At 69.0% G+C, this 15,551-nt stretch carries 16 protein-coding genes; 11 read left to right on the top strand and 5 right to left on the bottom strand.

What is annotated here, in order from left to right; genetic code table 11:
* The first annotated feature begins 46 nt into the window (after nt 1–46).
* Genes modA through modC form a run of 3 tightly spaced genes read left to right on the top strand, consistent with a single transcriptional unit; the run spans nt 47 to nt 2,624 of the window.
* Entirely contained in the window at nt 47–802 is a 756-nt protein-coding gene (gene modA, locus LPB260_RS04370; protein WP_208707418.1) for a molybdate ABC transporter substrate-binding protein, read from the top strand.
* Between the two features lie 14 nt (nt 803–816).
* Entirely contained in the window at nt 817–1,497 is a 681-nt protein-coding gene (gene modB / locus LPB260_RS04375) for a molybdate ABC transporter permease subunit (RefSeq protein WP_208707419.1), read from the top strand.
* Nucleotides 1,494–2,624: a molybdenum ABC transporter ATP-binding protein gene (modC, locus tag LPB260_RS04380; RefSeq protein WP_208707420.1), complete on the top strand. Its 1,131-nt coding sequence runs from the start codon at nt 1,494–1,496 to the stop codon at nt 2,622–2,624. Before modB ends, modC begins: the two co-directional genes overlap by 4 nt.
* A 9-nt stretch (nt 2,625–2,633) precedes the next feature.
* Here modC and LPB260_RS04385 read toward each other — a convergent pair whose 3' ends face one another.
* Nucleotides 2,634–3,215, bottom strand: a complete 582-nt coding sequence (locus LPB260_RS04385; RefSeq protein ID WP_208707421.1) for an alpha/beta hydrolase — start codon at nt 3,213–3,215, stop codon at nt 2,634–2,636.
* 367 nt (nt 3,216–3,582) lie between these two features.
* Here LPB260_RS04385 and LPB260_RS04390 point away from each other — a divergent pair, with 367 nt between their 5' ends.
* The 5 genes from LPB260_RS04390 (at nt 3,583) to LPB260_RS04410 (ending at nt 8,326) form a co-directional block, all read left to right on the top strand.
* Nucleotides 3,583–4,581, top strand: a complete 999-nt coding sequence (locus LPB260_RS04390; protein WP_208707422.1) for a sulfate ABC transporter substrate-binding protein — start codon at nt 3,583–3,585, stop codon at nt 4,579–4,581.
* 108 nt (nt 4,582–4,689) lie between these two features.
* Nucleotides 4,690–5,508 carry a sulfate ABC transporter permease subunit CysT gene (gene cysT / locus LPB260_RS04395; protein ID WP_208707423.1) on the top strand — a complete coding sequence of 273 codons (819 nt, stop codon included), beginning with the start codon at nt 4,690–4,692 and terminating at the stop codon, nt 5,506–5,508.
* Between the two features lie 10 nt (nt 5,509–5,518).
* On the top strand, nt 5,519–6,388 hold the full coding sequence (gene cysW / locus LPB260_RS04400) for a sulfate ABC transporter permease subunit CysW (RefSeq protein WP_208707424.1): 870 nt from the start codon (nt 5,519–5,521) through the stop codon (nt 6,386–6,388).
* Between the two features lie 4 nt (nt 6,389–6,392).
* Entirely contained in the window at nt 6,393–7,382 is a 990-nt protein-coding gene (locus LPB260_RS04405; RefSeq protein ID WP_208707425.1) for a sulfate/molybdate ABC transporter ATP-binding protein, read from the top strand.
* 209 nt (nt 7,383–7,591) lie between these two features.
* Entirely contained in the window at nt 7,592–8,326 is a 735-nt protein-coding gene (locus LPB260_RS04410) for a hypothetical protein (RefSeq protein WP_208707426.1), read from the top strand.
* A gap of 20 nt (nt 8,327–8,346) precedes the next feature.
* On the opposite strand, the gene LPB260_RS04415 is transcribed toward LPB260_RS04410, so the two are convergent.
* Nucleotides 8,347–8,871 (bottom strand): DUF962 domain-containing protein, encoded by a 525-nt coding sequence (locus tag LPB260_RS04415; protein ID WP_208707427.1) that lies wholly within the window; start codon nt 8,869–8,871, stop codon nt 8,347–8,349.
* Between the two features lie 94 nt (nt 8,872–8,965).
* On the opposite strand from LPB260_RS04415, the gene LPB260_RS04420 reads away from it, so the two are divergent.
* The 3 genes from LPB260_RS04420 to LPB260_RS04430 all read left to right on the top strand — a co-directional run bounded on the left by LPB260_RS04420 (nt 8,966) and on the right by LPB260_RS04430 (nt 12,197).
* Complete coding sequence (locus tag LPB260_RS04420) at nt 8,966–9,643, top strand: Crp/Fnr family transcriptional regulator (protein WP_208707428.1); 678 nt, start codon at nt 8,966–8,968, stop codon at nt 9,641–9,643.
* Between the two features lie 71 nt (nt 9,644–9,714).
* Complete coding sequence (locus LPB260_RS04425) at nt 9,715–11,721, top strand: alkaline phosphatase family protein (RefSeq protein WP_256625492.1); 2,007 nt, start codon at nt 9,715–9,717, stop codon at nt 11,719–11,721.
* A 311-nt stretch (nt 11,722–12,032) separates the two neighbouring features.
* Nucleotides 12,033–12,197: a DUF2986 domain-containing protein gene (locus tag LPB260_RS04430; protein WP_208707429.1), complete on the top strand. Its 165-nt coding sequence runs from the start codon at nt 12,033–12,035 to the stop codon at nt 12,195–12,197.
* A 169-nt stretch (nt 12,198–12,366) separates the two neighbouring features.
* Here LPB260_RS04430 and LPB260_RS04435 read toward each other — a convergent pair whose 3' ends face one another.
* The 3 genes from LPB260_RS04435 to LPB260_RS04445 form a co-directional block, all read right to left on the bottom strand.
* Complete coding sequence (locus LPB260_RS04435; RefSeq protein ID WP_208707430.1) at nt 12,367–13,680, bottom strand: FAD-binding oxidoreductase; 1,314 nt, start codon at nt 13,678–13,680, stop codon at nt 12,367–12,369.
* 141 nt (nt 13,681–13,821) lie between these two features.
* Nucleotides 13,822–15,198 carry a glutamine synthetase family protein gene (locus LPB260_RS04440; RefSeq protein WP_208707431.1) on the bottom strand — a complete coding sequence of 459 codons (1,377 nt, stop codon included), beginning with the start codon at nt 15,196–15,198 and terminating at the stop codon, nt 13,822–13,824.
* Nucleotides 15,199–15,313: 115 nt separating this feature from the next.
* Nucleotides 15,314–15,487: a hypothetical protein gene (locus tag LPB260_RS04445; protein ID WP_208707432.1), complete on the bottom strand. Its 174-nt coding sequence runs from the start codon at nt 15,485–15,487 to the stop codon at nt 15,314–15,316.
* Between the last annotated feature and the right edge of the window lie 64 nt (nt 15,488–15,551).

A 15,551-nucleotide genomic window follows, 5' to 3' on the forward strand; every position in this document is an offset into this window, starting at 1 on the left:
ACCGTCCCCGCCGCGCGAATTGCCGGGGCTCACGAGGAAACAGCCCATGCCTCATCGCCTGTTGCGCACCCTGCTCGGCCTGGCAGCCGCAGCCCTGACCGGCAGCGCCCTGGCCGCCGAGGTGCAGGTGGCCGTGGCCGCCAACTTCACCGCGCCGATGCAGGCCATCGCCCGGCAGTTCGAGCAGGACAGCGGCCACCGGGTGCTCGCCGCCTACGGCGCCACCGGCCAGCTCTACGCGCAGATCGGCAACGGCGCGCCCTTCGAGCTGCTGCTGGCCGCCGACCAGTCGACCCCGGCGCGACTGGAGCAGGACGGCCTGGCCGTGCCCGGCTCGCGCTTCACCTACGCCACCGGCGCCCTGGTGCTGTGGTCGGCGCAGGCCGGCTACGTCGATGACCAGGGTCAGGTGCTCAGGGACGGCCAGTTCCGCCACCTGGCCCTGGCCAACCCGAAAGCCGCGCCCTACGGCCTGGCCGCCTATCAGGTGCTGGAGCAGCTCGGCCTGCGCCGGGCCGTGGCCGGCAAGCTGGTCGAGGGGCAGAGCATCAGCCAGGCCCTGCAGTTCGTCGCCACCGGCAACGCCGAGCTGGGCTTCGTCGCCCTGTCCCAGGTTTACCAGGACGGCGAGATCGCCGAGGGCTCGGCCTGGCTGGTGCCCGCCACGCTGTACCAGCCGCTGCACCAGGATGCCGTGCTGCTGCGACCAGGCGCCGACAACCCGGCCGCCCAGGCCCTGCTCGACTATCTGAAGAGTCCGGCGGCGGCCGCTATCATTCGCCGCTACGGTTACCAGCTCTGAGCCCGGAGCCCTCGATGCCCCTGAGCCAAGCCGACCTCGACGCCATCCTCCTGACCCTGCAGCTGGCGTCGCTGACCACGGTGCTGTTGCTGCTGCTCGGCACGCCCATGGCCTGGTGGCTGGCGCGCACCGGCTCCTGGCTGAAGCGCCCGGTCGGCGCCATCGTCGCCCTGCCGCTGGTGCTGCCGCCGACGGTGATCGGCTTCTACCTGCTGGTGAGCATGGGCCCCCACGGTTTTCTCGGCCAGCTGACCCAGGGCCTCGGCCTCGGCACCCTGACCTTCAGCTTCAGCGGCCTGGTGATCGGCTCGGTGATCTACTCGCTGCCCTTCGTCGTGCAACCGCTGCAGAACGCCTTCGAGGCCATCGGCCGCGCCCCCCTGGAAGCCGCGGCGACCCTGCGCGCCGGGCCCTGGGACGCCTTCTTCAGCGTGGTCCTGCCCCTCGCCCGGCCGGGCTTCGTCACCGCCGCCATTCTCGGCTTCGCCCACACCGTCGGCGAGTTCGGCGTGGTGCTCATGATCGGCGGCAATATCCCCGGCAAGACCCAGGTGGCCTCGGTGCAGATCTACAACCATGTCGAGGCCCTGGAGTACGCCCAGGCCCATTGGCTGGCCGGCGGCATGCTGGCCTTCTCCTTCGTCGTGCTGCTGGCGCTCTACTCCAGCGGCCATGCCCGGCGGGCCTGGCGATGAGCGGCGGCCAGGCCGGCGCGCCCGCCGATGACGGCGAGCGGCTGATCGAGGCGCGCTTTCGCGTCGATCACGGCGACTTTTCCCTGGACCTCGACCTGCGCCTGCCGGGACGCGGCATCAGCGCCCTGTTCGGCCCCTCCGGCTCGGGCAAGACCAGCTGCCTGCGCTGCTTCGCCGGCCTGGAGCGGCCCGCCGAGGGCTACCTGCGGGTCAACGGCGAGCTGTGGCAGGACAGCGCCCGCGGGCACTTTCTCGCCCCGCACCGACGGGCCCTGGGCTATGTGTTCCAGGACGCCAACCTGTTCCCCCACCTGTCGGTGCGCGGCAACCTGGAGTTCGGCCTCAAGCGCATTGCCACCGCGCAGCGACGGGTGCAGCTGGAGCAGGCCGCCGAACTGCTCGGCATCGCCGCGCTGCTCGAGCGCATGCCGGCGCGCCTGTCCGGCGGCGAGCGCCAGCGCGTCGGCATCGCCCGCGCCCTGCTGACCAGCCCACGCCTGCTGCTGATGGACGAGCCGCTGGCCTCCCTGGACCACAAGCGCAAGCAGGAGGTGCTGCCCTACCTGGAGCGCCTGCACCAGGAGCTGCAGATCCCGATCCTCTACGTCAGCCATGCGCCGGACGAGGTGGCACGCCTGGCCGATCACCTGGTGGTGCTGGAGCAGGGGCGGGTGCTGGCCAGCGGGCCGCTGAAGCAGACCCTGCTGCGCCGCGACCTGCCATTCATTCTGGAAGACGATGCCGAAGCCGTGGTCGATGGCCGGGTCTGCGCCTACGACCCGGCCTACCGGCTGCTGAGTCTTGAGCTCGGCGGCGGCGAGGCGCGCCTGCAGCTGACCCACGCGCCGCTGCCCAATGGCAAGGCGGTGCGGGTCAAGGTCAAGGCGCGGGACGTCAGCCTGAGCCTGCAGCGGGCCGAGGGCAGCAGCCTGCTCAACCTGTTGCCGGCGCGGGTCGAGCACTGGCAGGTGCCGGGCGACCCCGGGCAAATGCTGGTCACGCTGCGGGTCGGCGATGAACGGCTGATCGCCCGCATCACCCGCTACTCCTTCGACAAGCTGGGCATTCACGAGCAGCAGGCGCTGTGGCTGCAGATCAAGTCGGTATCGCTGCTGGCCTCCGACTGAGGCGCTGGCTCAGGCGCGCAGACGGGCCTGGCGGGCGATCAGCCCCTGCAGGCGGTAGAGGTACTCGAAGCCCTGCTCCCAGCGGTGGTGCCCGGAGGCCACGTTGATATGCCCGGCACCGGCCAGGATCAGCGCCTCGCTGCCCCAGTCGGCGGCCAGTTCCAGGGCCCGCGCGGCGCTGGCGGCGGCGTCACTGTCCGAGCCGACCAGCAGGCTGGCGAAGGGCAGGGGCCGGCGGGCGATGGGCGCGAAGTTGCGCAGGGCCGCCGGGCAGTTATCGCGCTCGACATCCGCCGGCGCCACCAGCAGGGCGCCACGCACCCGCCGCAACAACGCCTCCGGCGCCTGCGCCGCCCAGTGCGCCACGGTGATGCAACCGAGGCTGTGGGCGATCAGCAGGGTCGGCCGCGGGTCGGCGGCGATGCTGCGCTGCAACTCGGCGACCCAGGCATCCCGACGCGGCGTCAGCCAGTCGCCCTGCTCCACCCGGGCGCTACCCGCCAGGCTGCGCTGCCAGTGGCTTTGCCAATGCTCGGTGGGCGAGCCCTGCCAGCCCGGCACTATCAGGTAACGCATGTTTGGGTTGTGCATAAGGCCTCCGACGGCGTGCTGCGGCGGGCAGTGTAGGCGCGACCAGAACAGGACAAAAAAGAATAAAAAATTATTTATTTATGCAATTCCGCTTATTCCGTAGCGCGTTGCGTGGCGCAATCTAATATATCTAAAAAACATATATATGTTCTTAAATATTATTTTTAGGAATAACGAATCCTGCCTAGCATCCGCTCCACGTTCAGCCCAACGGCTGGCCCGCAACCCACCGCAACCTGAGCACTGCCGCCGAGGAGGCACCCGATGAAGCCGCACAGCAGCTACCGATGTCGTCAGCGAATGTGGCGCTGAACGCCCCGCCCCATCCCCCTGCATCGACATCACTTTCTTGCTCAGGAGCTGCACCATGTCCATTCGCCGTTTCGCCCTGGCCGCCCTCGCCAGCGCCCTGATCGCCGGCCCAGCCGCCGCCAGCCAGACCCTGCTCAACGTGTCCTACGACCCGACCCGCGAGCTCTACACCGAGTACAACCAGGCATTCAACCGTCACTGGCAGGCCCTGGGCCATGAGGCGGTGCAGGTTCAGCAGTCCCACGGCGGCTCGGGCAAACAGGCCCGCGCGGTGATCGACGGCCTGCGTGCCGACGTGGTGACCCTGGCCCTGGCCGGCGACATCGACGAGCTCCATCGCCTCGGCAAGCTGCTGCCCGAGGACTGGCAGAGCCGCCTGCCCCAGGCCAGCACGCCCTACACCTCGACCATCGTGTTCCTGGTGCGCAAGGGCAACCCCAAGGGCATCCAGGACTGGGACGACCTGGTCAAGCCGGGTGTGGAGGTGATCACCCCCAACCCCAAGACCAGTGGCGGTGCGCGCTGGAACTTCCTCGCCGCCTGGGCCTTCGCCCAGCGTCACTATGGCAGCGAGGTGCAGGCCCAGGACTTCGTCGAGAAGCTCTACAGGAACGTGCCGGTGCTCGACAGCGGTGCCCGCGCCTCGACCATCACCTTCGTCAACAACCAGATCGGCGACGTGCTGCTGGCCTGGGAGAACGAGGCGCACCTGGCGCTGCGCGAGCAAGGCGGCGAGCAGTTCGAGATCGTCGCGCCGTCGCTGTCGATCCTCGCCGAGCCGCCGGTAGCGGTGGTCGACAAGAACGTCGAGCGCAAGGGCAGTCGCGCGATCGCCGAGGCGTACCTAGGCTACCTGTACAGCGCCGAAGGCCAGCGCATCGCCGCGAAGCACTTCTACCGCCCGCGTGACCCGGCGGTGGCCGCCGAGTTCGCCAAGCAGTTCGCCGACCTCGAGCTGGTCACGGTCGAGGGCGAGTTCGGCGGCTGGAAGCGCGCGCAGCCGAAGTTCTTCAACGACGGCGGGGTGTTCGACCAGATCTACCAGGTGCAGTGAACTCACTGAGCAACCCGAGGCTGGGTGCAGGCGCGTAGCGCCTATACCCACCGCAACAGAGCGGTGCGCGCGGCGCACCCTACCCTGACTCACCTGAAGGCATTCGCCATGCACCGCCGCACTTCCCCCGTGATTCCCGGCTTCGGCCTGACCCTGGGCTACACCCTGGTGTACCTCAGCCTGCTGGTGCTGATTCCCCTGGCCGCGCTGTTCCTGCATGCCGCCAAGCTCAGCTGGGGCGAGTTCTGGGCCATAGTCACCGCCCCCCGGGTGCTGGCCGCGCTCAAACTCAGTTTCGCCACCGCCCTGGGCGCCGCCCTGCTCAACGGCGTCATCGGCGCCCTGCTGGCCTGGGTGCTGGTGCGCTACCGCTTCGCCGGACGCAAGGTGATCGAGGCGATGATCGACCTGCCCTTCGCCCTGCCCACCGCGGTAGCCGGCATCGCCCTGACCGCGCTGTACGCGCCGAACGGGCCGATCGGCCAGTGGGCCGCCCAGCTGGGCTTGAAGATCGCCTACAGCCCGCTGGGCATCACCCTGGCGCTGACCTTCGTCACCCTGCCGTTCGTGGTGCGCACCCTGCAGCCGGTGCTGGCCGACATCCCCCGCGAGGTCGAGGAAGCCGCCGCCTGCCTCGGCGCCCGGCCGCTGCAGGTGCTGCGCCACGTGCTGCTGCCGGCCCTGCTGCCGGCCTGGCTGACCGGCTTCTCCCTGGCCCTGGCCCGCGGCGTCGGCGAGTACGGCTCGGTGATCTTCATCGCCGGCAACATGCCGATGAAGACCGAGATCCTGCCGCTGCTGATCATGGTCAAGCTCGACCAGTACGACTACACCGGCGCCACCGCCATCGGCGTGCTGATGCTGCTGGTCTCCTTCATCCTGCTGCTGGCGATCAATCTGCTGCAGCGTCGTCTGGCCCGCGCCTGAGGAAGCCAAGATGTCCACTGCCACCCTGATCATCGCGCCGGCCAGTGCCGCGCGCCGCGACCCGGCCTGGGGCCGCCGCCTGCTGATCGGCGCCGCCTGGCTGGTGTTCGCCCTGTTCCTCCTGCTGCCGCTGCTGGTGGTGCTGAGCGAGGCGCTCAAGCAGGGCCTGGGGCCCTTCTTCAGCGCGGTGCTGGAGCCCGACGCCCTGGCCGCCCTGCGCCTGACCCTGCTCGCCGTGGGCATCGCCGTGCCGCTCAACCTGGTGTTCGGCGTGGCCGCGGCCTGGTGCGTGAGCAAATACCAGTTCCGCGGCAAGAGCCTGCTGGTGACCCTGATCGACCTGCCGTTCTCGGTGTCGCCGGTGCTCGCCGGGCTGATCTACGTGCTGCTGTTCGGCGCCCACGGCTGGTTCGGCGAATGGCTGGCCGAGCGCGACATCCAGATCATCTTCGCCCTGCCCGGCATCGTCCTGGCCACCCTGTTCGTCACCGTGCCCTTCGTCGCCCGCGAGCTGATCCCGCTGATGCAGGAGCAGGGCACCCAGGAGGAGGAGGCGGCGCGCCTGCTCGGCGCCAGCGGCTGGCAGATGTTCTGGTACGTGACCCTGCCGAACATCCGCTGGGGCCTGATCTACGGCGTGGTGCTCTGTACCGCCCGGGCCATGGGCGAGTTCGGCGCGGTGTCGGTGGTCTCCGGGCATATCCGCGGCTACACCAACACCCTGCCGCTGCACGTCGAGATTCTCTACAACGAATACAACCACGTCGCCGCCTTCAGCGTCGCCAGCCTGCTGCTGCTGCTGGCCCTGCTGATCCTGCTGCTCAAGCAGTGGAGCGAGTCGCGCCTAGAGCGCCAGCACAGCCGTAACGGTGAGGAATAACGTCATGAGCATCGAAGTCAGCCACGTCAACAAGCGCTTCGGCGCCTTCCAGGCCCTCAGCGACATCAACCTGGACATCCGCAGCGGCGAACTGGTGGCCTTGCTAGGCCCCTCCGGCTGCGGCAAGACCAGCCTGCTGCGCATCATCGCCGGCCTGGAGACCCCGGACAGTGGCCGCATCGCCTTCCACGGCGAGGACGTCGGCGCCCGCGATGTGCGCGAGCGCAACGTCGGCTTCGTCTTCCAGCACTACGCCCTGTTCCGCCACATGACGGTGTTCGACAACGTCGCCTTCGGCCTGCGCATGAAGCCGAAGAAGCAGCGCCCGAGCGAGGCCCAGATCGCCAAGCGGGTCCACGAGCTGCTCGAGCTGGTGCAGCTGGACTGGCTGGCCGAGCGTTACCCCGAGCAGCTGTCCGGCGGCCAGCGCCAGCGCATCGCCCTGGCCCGCGCCCTGGCTGTGGAGCCCAAGGTGCTGCTGCTCGACGAGCCGTTCGGCGCCCTCGACGCCAAGGTGCGCAAGGAACTGCGGCGCTGGCTGGCGCGTCTGCACGAGCAGGTGCACCTGACCAGCGTGTTCGTCACCCACGACCAGGAAGAGGCGATGGAGGTGGCCGACCGCATCGTGGTGATGAACAAGGGCGTGGTCGAGCAGATCGGCACCCCGGCCGAGGTCTACCAGCAGCCGGCCAGCGACTTCGTCTACCACTTCCTCGGCGACGCCAACCGCCTGCAGCTCTCCGGCGACCGGCAACTGCTGTTCCGCCCCCACGAGATCTCGCTGTCGCACTTGGCCGAGGCCGGTCACCTGGCCGCCGAGGTGCGCGATATCCGCCCGCTCGGCGCCATCACCCGGGTGACCCTGCGCGTCGCCAGCCAGGCCGAGCCGATCGAGGCGGAAGTGGCCAAGGACCACGCCTGCCTGCAGCGGCTGGTGCGGGGCGCCACCCTGTATTTCCAGCCGCGCATCGCCCAGGCGTCGGCCCTCGGCTGAGGCCGCCGGGCCGCGACGCCAACCACGCACCAGGCCAATGGCCGGGCCAACCGGAAGGGGGCCTGGCCATTGGCCTGGCGGCATTTTTCCGACGAAATCACTCTTTAGGGGCATGTCAGGCAGCGGCACTCGCAGTACTCTTCCGTGCGGCGCGTCACGACGCGCAACCTTTTCCGCACTGCTCACAAAAAAAATAAGGAGCACCCCGGATGCGTACTCAGTCGTTTTTTCGACAGCTATTGATATGGACGCTCGGCGTCCTCGCCACTCTCCCGCCCCTGGCCTACGCCGAGGCCGCCAGCGCTCAGGTGCAAGTGCAGGTGTACGCCAGCCGCGCCACCAGCAGCCTGATGCTGTTACGCGGCGAAGGCTTCCAGAAGAGCCACCGGCAGCGCCTGGAGAACGATATCCAGACCCTCGCCGCCGCGGTGCACAGCCTGCCGCAGTCCAGCGACGTGCTGCGCGCCAGCCATCTCGAGCTGGTGGTCCAGCTGCGCCGCGGGGTGTCCTTCGGCCCCGGCGAGGAGAACATGCCCTGGGGCTACCCCAAGGAGCTGAGCAAGGCCCTGCGTGACTTCCTGCATGCCGCCCGGCAGCTGCCGTCCAGCGGCGAAAGCGAGTTGTCGGCGAAGATCGAATACCTCGCCGTGCAGTACCTCAGCCGCTCCTACATGGGCAGCTTCGAGATCGCCCGCGAACAACCGGGCACCTACCTGGGCCAGGACGAACGCCTGCTGATCCCGGCGGTCGACCAGGAGCTGGCGGCGCTGGGCGCGCAGGGCAGCAAGTTCAAGGTGCGCTGGGAATACCTCAAGGCCGCCCTGAGCGACATGAACAGCCAGAGCAACACCCTGGAAAGCGTCTCGGGCCGGCCCTTCGCGCCGATCACCGTGGATCGCCACAGCCGCGCCCTGAGCCAGCAGTGGATGGCGACGAACCCCTGAGCCAGCTCACCGGCGCCGGATCAGGCGCCGGCCTTGGGCGCGCGGATGCGGGTCGGTCCGGCCCGCTCGACCACCGCCCGTTCCACCTCCCGGCGCAGGCCGAGCAGGAAGGCCGCCTCGGCCGCGACGAACAGCGGGCCGATCGCCAGGCCCATGAGGTCGTCGACGAAGGCCGGCTTGCGCCCCTCGTAGTAGTGACCGACGAACTGGATCACCCAGCCGATGACGAACAGCGCCAGGCCGCCGCCCAGCCACAGACCGGTGGCCTGCGCCGCCAGGATCGCGCCGAGCCACAGGCATAGCCCCAGCAATGCGGCCATCAGCAGGCCGAAGCGCAGGTCCAGGCGCAGGTAGAACAGCCCGGCGACCAGCACCGCCAGGGTCGCCGGCGACAGCCACAGGCCCAGCACTTCGAACCCCGGGCGCGACAGCAGCACCGCCACCGCCAGGACGATCAGCGGCACGCCGATGAAGTGGCTGGCGATGTTGCGGCGGTCACGGTGGTAGGCGGCGTATTGCGCCAGGTGCTCGACTAGGCTTTTCATGCGGGTGATCCTCGGGCTGCACAGATGCGCCCATCATGCGCCCGGCGCACCGCGCCACTCTGTCGGCTAGCCGACAAACCCCCGGAGACCGCCGATGATCGAGAGCTACCGCGCCGCCCTGCTGGCCGGTCACTGGTTCAGCGCCTTGCCCGCGGCCCTGCAGGACGCCCTGCTGGCCGACGCCCAGGTGCAGCGGCTGGCGGCCGGGCAGCCGCTGTTCCGCCGCGGCGATCCGCCCAGCGGCCTGTACGCCCTGGTCGAGGGCGCCCTGCGCATCGGCGCGGTCAACGCCAACGGCAAGGAGGCGCTGCTGAGCCTGATCGAGCCGCCGTCCTGGTTCGGCGAGGTGTCGCTGTTCGACGGCCAGCCGCGCACCCACGACGCCTTCGCCGAATGCCCCTGCACCCTGCTGCTGGTGCCCCAGGCGCGACTGCTGGCCCTGCTCCAGCGCCAGCCGCAGCACTGGCGCGATTTCGCCCTGCTGATGAGCCAGAAGCTGCGCCTGACCTTTACCGCCCTGGAGGAGATGAGCCTGCTGCCGGCGGCGCCGCGCCTGGCCCGACGCCTGCTGCTGATCGCCGAGAACTACGGCGAAGGCGAGCCGCGGCGGGTGCTGCACCTGGCCCAGGAGCAGCTGGCGCTGATGCTCGCGCTGTCGCGCCAGACCACCAACCAGCTGCTCAAGGAGCTGGAAGCCCAGGGCATCGTGCGCCTGAACTATGGCGAGATCGAGCTGCTCGACCTGCCGCGCCTGCGCCGGGCCGCCCGCTGACGCAGCGCCGCGAGGGTGTATCCTCGACCCCGCTACCTCGACCTTCCCGCCAGCCAGAGCCCGATGCGCCGATGTCCGCCACCGCCAATCCACCGCTGCCCCCCGTCCTCGCCGGCCCCCTGCTGCGGCGCCTGCAGCCCGAGCGCCTGGTGCTCTGGCTGGTCGGCTCGCGGGCCTTGTCGCTGCGCCTGCAGCTGAGCTACGGCGAACAGGGCCAGGCGCCCGAGCAGCGCGACCATGTCCTCGACGACAGCCAATGCCGGGTGCTGCAGGTCGGCGAGCACGCCTTCGTCCACCTGATCGACCTGCAGCTGGACAGCCCGCTGCCCTGCGACGTGCGGATCGACTACGACCTGCTGATCGCCAGCGCCGACGGCCCCGCCCAGGGCATCGCCGAGTGGGCGCCGCACCTGCTGTACGAGGGGGCCGCGCGGCCGAACTTCGTCCTGCGCGCACGCCTCGACCAGCTGCTCCACGGCTCCTGCCGCAAGCCGCACCACCCCGCCGCCGACGGCCTGCTGTGCGCCGACCGCCTGCTGGCCCAGGCCCACGAACCCGAGCAGCGCCCGGCGCTGCTGCTGATGAGCGGCGACCAGGTGTACGCCGACGACGTCAGCGGCCCCATGCTGCGGGCGATCCACCAGTTGATCGAGCGCCTCGGCCTGTTCGGCGAACGCCTCGAGGGCGCCCTGGTCGAGGACAGCGACGCGCTCTATGCCCACGAGGTCGGCTACTACCAGCGCGCCGAGCTGCTGCCGGCGCTGGAGCACAACGACAGCCTGCGCGAACGCTTCTTCGGCGGGGTGAAGAAGCCGATCTTCACCACCAGCAGCGCCGACAACCACCTGGTCACCCTGGCCGAGATGCTCGCCATGTACCTGCTGGTCTGGTCGCCGACGCCCTGGACCCTGCTCGGCAGCCACCGGCCGCAACTGGACGCCGAACGGGCGCGGCGCTACGAGAGCGAACGCCAGCACGTCGAGGACTTCCGCGACGGCCTCGACCGGGTGGCCCGCGCCCTGGCCCATCTGCCGAGCCTGATGATCTTCGACGACCACGACGTCACCGACGACTGGAACCTGTCGGCGCAGTGGGAGGAGACGGCCTACGGCCACGCCTTCTCCAAGCGCATCATCGGCAACGCCCTGATCGCCTACCTGCTGTGCCAGGGCTGGGGCAACGACCCGCAGCCGTTCGCCGAGGTGCTGCAACGGATCGAGGCGATGAGCGCCGCCCGCGACGGGCGCAACCACATCGACAGCGGCGCCCAGGACGCCCTGATCGACAGCCTGCTGCGCTTTCACCACTGGCACTACGTGCTGCCGAGCGAGCCGGCGCTGCTGGTGCTCGACACCCGCACCCGGCGCTGGCGCAGCGAGCGCAGGCGCAAGCGGCCGTCCGGGCTGATGGACTGGGAGGCGCTGTGCGAACTGCAGCAGGCGCTGCTCGACCACCGGGCCGCGATCATCGTCTCGCCGGCGCCGATCTTCGGGGTCAAGCTGATCGAGGCGGTGCAGCGGCTGTTCACCTGGATCGGCCACCCGCTGATGGTCGATGCGGAGAACTGGATGGCCCATCGCGGCGCCGCCCAGGTGATCCTCAACATCTTCCGCCACTCGCGCACCCCGGGCTGCTACGTGGTGCTGTCCGGCGACGTGCACTACTCCTTCGTCTACCAGGTGCTGATCCGCCATCGCAAAAGCGCCCCGCATATCTGGCAGATCACCAGCAGCGGCCTGAAGAACGAATTCCCGCCGCGCCTGCTCGACTGGTTCGACCGCCTCAACCGCTGGCTCTACTCGCCACGCTCGCCGCTCAACTGGCTGACCAAGCGCCGGCGCATGCGGGTGGTGCCGCGCATCCCCAGCCGCAGCAAGGCCGGCGAACGCCTGTGGAACGGCGCCGGCCTCGGCCAGGTGTTCTTCGACGAGCAAGGGCAGCCGAAGGAAATCATCCAGCTCAACGCCGACGGCTCGGCGCCGGTCAGCTTCGTCGAGGACCGCGACGCCGCACGCCACGCGGCGCAGCAGGCACAGGCCGGCGGCGCGCTGACGATTGGTGACAAGTCAGCGCGCTAGGCCACCGGTTTATAGGTGCGAAGCTGCACGCCTCTAAAGGGGTGAATTGCCCCTGATTTCGTAGACACCGCCATGCATTTGCTCGAAGGGCTGATGTTGGCTGTTAAAGCTGACGCAGGCGACAGGCTGCTTTTGGCCGATAGTCGCCATTCGCTTCCAAGCGACTACCGTCCTAGCCGGAGCAAACCATGATCAACTAGAGGGGGAGCGGAGTGATCTACTTATGATCAGCTCAGAGACATCGAGCCGCTAGACAACTCACGCAACCCGTTTTATTTGCATGCCCTTATTAACCAACACGGCTTAAACCCATGAATCGCCGCAAGAAAATCAAACAGCTACTCGAGGCGCACGCCAAAAAGGCCAATGCCAAAAAGGCACCCAAGAAAAAATCCACGTACATAAGCAAAGCCGATCGGTTAAAACTGGCCGCTGAAGCCAGCCCGGATTCAAGCATCACTCCTGAGAGTTCGTAGGATGGGTTAAGCACAGCGATACCCATGCTGCCGCCGGCTCAGCACTTTGGTTTGTCTGGGTATCTGATGGGTAGCGTTTCACTCAACCCATCCTATTTATGTGCTGAAACCGGCCCAGTCTAAACGATCCCTTCTCCGCGCCAGCACCATGTAGCGCGCTACCCGCGACTCAGCGCAGCTTCTCCAGCAGCTGGTAGTACCACATGCCGACCGCCAGCATCGGGTTGCCCAGCTGCTCGCCCAGCGGCACCTTGATCTGCGGGCAGGCGGCGAAGGTGTCGAAGCGCGCCAGGCTGCCGGTCAGCGCCTCGGCCATGATCTCGCCCATGATGTGGCTGGTGGCGATGCCGTGGCCGGAGTAGCCCTGGCAGTACCAGACGTGGTCCGAGAGCTTGCCGAGCTGGGGGATGCGGTTGATCACGATGCCCATGGCGCAGCTCCACTGGAAGTCGATCGGCACGCCCTTGAGCTGCGGGAAGGTGCGCTCGATGCCCGGGCGCAGCTCGGCGGCGATGTCCCGCGAGTCGCGCCCCGAGTAGTTGGCGCCGCCGCCGAACAGCAGGCGGCCGTCGGCGGTCAGGCGGTGGTAGTCGAGGACGAAGCGGCAGTCGTAGACCGCCAGGTCCTGGGGGTTGATCGCCTTGGCCAGCTCGCCCAGCGGCGCGGTGGTGACGATGCCGCCCATGGCCGGGAAGATCATGCCCTTGAGCTTCTGCGGCTCCAGCTTGTGGTAGACGTCGCCGGCCAGCAGCACCTGCTGGGCATCGATCCGCCCCTCGGCGGTGATCACCGCCGGCTTGGCGCCGTGGACGATCTGCAGCACCTCGGAATGTTCGAAGATCAGTGCACCGAGGCCCTCGGCCGCCCGGGCCTCGCCGAGGCACAGGTTGAGCGGATGCAGGTGCATGTTGCGGGTGTTCTTGAGCGCTCCGCAGTACAGCTCGCTGCCCAGGTGCTCACGGACCCCGGCGCCATCGAGCAGGCTGACCTCCGCGCCCATGCCGCGGCGCACGGCCTCTTCACAGGCGGCCTCGAGCTCGGCCATGTGGCTGGGCTTCATCGCCGCGTGCAGGTGGCCGTGCTTGAGGTCGCAGGCGATGCCGTACTTGGCCACGCGCTGCTGGATGATCTGGTGGCCGCGCCAGCGCAGCTGCCAGATGAAATCGTCCACCTCCGCGCCCAGGGTCTTGCCCATCTGCTTGCGCATGGCGGCGTCGCCCGAGAGGCTGCCGGTGACCTGGCCGCCGCTGCGCCCGGTGGCGCCCCAGCCGATCTTCCGGGCCTCGACCAGGGCCACCTTGAGGCCGCGTTCGGCCAGCTCCACGGCGCTGGCCACGCCGGTGAAGCCACCGCCGATGATCACCACATCGACGCTGTGGTGGCCCTGCAGGGTCGGGTAGTGGGTTTCCTGGTTGAGGGTGGCGCTGTAGTAGGACGGGCAGCGCTCGGCGGCCGGCAGTGCGGCCTGGGTGACAGCATTCATGAAGTAATCCTCGTTACCGTAGGGTGCGCCGTGCGCACCGCAGGTCTTAGGGCGCGCGGAGACGCCTGGCCCCTGCGCACACAGATATATCGGTGCGCACAGGCTGGGCGCCCCCGCGCACCCGACGCATCGAAACCGGGTTCAGGCCTGGGTCAGGTACCAGCGCCAGTCCTGTTCGCCGACCTCGGCCATGAACTGGCGGTACTCGGTGCGCTTGACCGCCAGGTAGACCTTGAGGAAGTCCTCGCCCAGGGCCTCGCGGGCCCAGGCGGAGCCTTCCAAGGCCTGGATCGAGGTCAGCCAGTCGGTCGGCAGCAGCGTCTTGGCCTGGGCATAGCCATTGCCCTCGATGGGCGCGCCCGGGTCGAGGTTCTCGCGGATGCCGCGGTGGATGGCGGCGAGGATCGCCGCCGCGGCCAGGTAGGGGTTGGCATCGGCGCCGCAGATGCGGTGCTCGATATGCCGGCTGGCGGCCGGCCCGCCCGGCACGCGCAGGCTGACGGTGCGGTTGTCGACGCCCCAGGTCGGCGCCAGCGGCGCGTAGCTGTTGGCCTGGAAGCGCCGGTAGGAGTTGGCGTTGGGGCAGAACAGCAGCAGGGAGTCGAGCAGGCTGGCGAGCATGCCGCCCAGGGCCTGCTTGAGCAGGCTGCCGGCCGGGCCGTCGAAGTCATCGGGGCGGCCGGCCAGCAGGTTGTTCCCGGCCGCGTCGGCCAGGCTGACATGCATGTGCATGCCGGTGCCGGCCAGGTGGTCGAAGGGCTTGGCCATGAAGCAGGCCTGCATCCCGTGGCTGTTGGCCACGCCCTTGACCAAGCGCTTGTAGCGCACGGCCTGGTCCATGGCCGCCAGCGCCTCGCCATGCTCCAGGGTGATCTCCACCTGGCCCGGGGCGTACTCGGAGATCGCCGTGCGTGCCGGAATGCCCAGGGCCTTGCAGGCGGCGTAGAGGTCCTTGAGGAAGGGTTCGAGCTGCTCCAGCTCACGCAGGCCGTAGACCTGGGTGCTGCGCGGCCGGCCACCATCGGCGTCCCGCGCCGGCTGCGGCCGGCCCTCGGCGTCGCGGCGCTGGTCGAGCAGGTAGAACTCCAGCTCGCAGGCCATCACCGGGTGAAAGCCGTCGGCCTTGAGTTGCTCGATCACCCGCACCAGGACGTGCCGGGGATCGGCGACGGTGGCCGGCAGGCCCTGCTGCGGGTGCATGCTGACCTGCAGCGCGGCGGTGGGGATGCGTCGCCAGGGCAGGCGCACCAGGCTACCGGGCAGCGGGTAGGCGCGGCAGTCGATGTCGCCGACCTCCCAGACCAGCCCGGAGTCCTCGACGTCGTCGCCATTGATGCTCAGGCCGAGGATGGTGCTGGGCAGCGGCCGGCCGCTCTGGTACACGGCGAGCAGCTCGTCGCGGTGCAACAGCTTGCCGCGCGGCACGCCGTTGGCGTCGAGGATGAACAGCTCGAACAGCTCGATATCGGGGTTGTGCGCCAGGAAATCCTGGGCGTCCTGCACGGATGCGAATGACATGGGACTCTCGTTAGCGCCGGCATGGCGCACTGTGCCCGCGAAGCTGCGGCGCGAACGCGGCAGCAGGCGGCAGGTCACTGATGGAAAGGGCCGCAACGAGTTGCGGCCGTCCTATTCAGATATAGCCGAGAGGGGCGTCCGGCGGGCGCGCGTGGCGGCAATGCCACAGCGCCCAGAAGGCGAGGATTTCAGGCAGGCGGGAGTTGCGCCCGTCGACGCCGAGCGCACCGCCGACCCGGCGGACCGGGCAGGTGGGGGACAGGGCGCAACGACGGGCTGGCGAATTCATGGCCAGCAGGCTCGCACGGCGCTCGGGGGCGATTAAATGCGATTGTTCGCACGCTCGGTTGCGC

Source organism: Pseudomonas sp. LPB0260 (assembly GCF_013388395.1).

Coding starts and splice junctions, on each gene's coding strand:
- modA (WP_208707418.1), top strand. CDS start 47: ATGCCTCATCGCCTGTTGCGCACCCTGCTCGGCCTGGCAGCCGCAGCC.
- modB (WP_208707419.1), top strand. CDS start 817: ATGCCCCTGAGCCAAGCCGACCTCGACGCCATCCTCCTGACCCTGCAG.
- modC (WP_208707420.1), top strand. CDS start 1,494: ATGAGCGGCGGCCAGGCCGGCGCGCCCGCCGATGACGGCGAGCGGCTG.
- LPB260_RS04385 (WP_208707421.1), bottom strand. CDS start 3,215: ATGCACAACCCAAACATGCGTTACCTGATAGTGCCGGGCTGGCAGGGC.
- LPB260_RS04390 (WP_208707422.1), top strand. CDS start 3,583: ATGTCCATTCGCCGTTTCGCCCTGGCCGCCCTCGCCAGCGCCCTGATC.
- cysT (WP_208707423.1), top strand. CDS start 4,690: ATGCACCGCCGCACTTCCCCCGTGATTCCCGGCTTCGGCCTGACCCTG.
- cysW (WP_208707424.1), top strand. CDS start 5,519: ATGTCCACTGCCACCCTGATCATCGCGCCGGCCAGTGCCGCGCGCCGC.
- LPB260_RS04405 (WP_208707425.1), top strand. CDS start 6,393: ATGAGCATCGAAGTCAGCCACGTCAACAAGCGCTTCGGCGCCTTCCAG.
- LPB260_RS04410 (WP_208707426.1), top strand. CDS start 7,592: ATGCGTACTCAGTCGTTTTTTCGACAGCTATTGATATGGACGCTCGGC.
- LPB260_RS04415 (WP_208707427.1), bottom strand. CDS start 8,871: ATGAAAAGCCTAGTCGAGCACCTGGCGCAATACGCCGCCTACCACCGT.
- LPB260_RS04420 (WP_208707428.1), top strand. CDS start 8,966: ATGATCGAGAGCTACCGCGCCGCCCTGCTGGCCGGTCACTGGTTCAGC.
- LPB260_RS04425 (WP_256625492.1), top strand. CDS start 9,715: ATGTCCGCCACCGCCAATCCACCGCTGCCCCCCGTCCTCGCCGGCCCC.
- LPB260_RS04430 (WP_208707429.1), top strand. CDS start 12,033: ATGAATCGCCGCAAGAAAATCAAACAGCTACTCGAGGCGCACGCCAAA.
- LPB260_RS04435 (WP_208707430.1), bottom strand. CDS start 13,680: ATGAATGCTGTCACCCAGGCCGCACTGCCGGCCGCCGAGCGCTGCCCG.
- LPB260_RS04440 (WP_208707431.1), bottom strand. CDS start 15,198: ATGTCATTCGCATCCGTGCAGGACGCCCAGGATTTCCTGGCGCACAAC.
- LPB260_RS04445 (WP_208707432.1), bottom strand. CDS start 15,487: ATGAATTCGCCAGCCCGTCGTTGCGCCCTGTCCCCCACCTGCCCGGTC.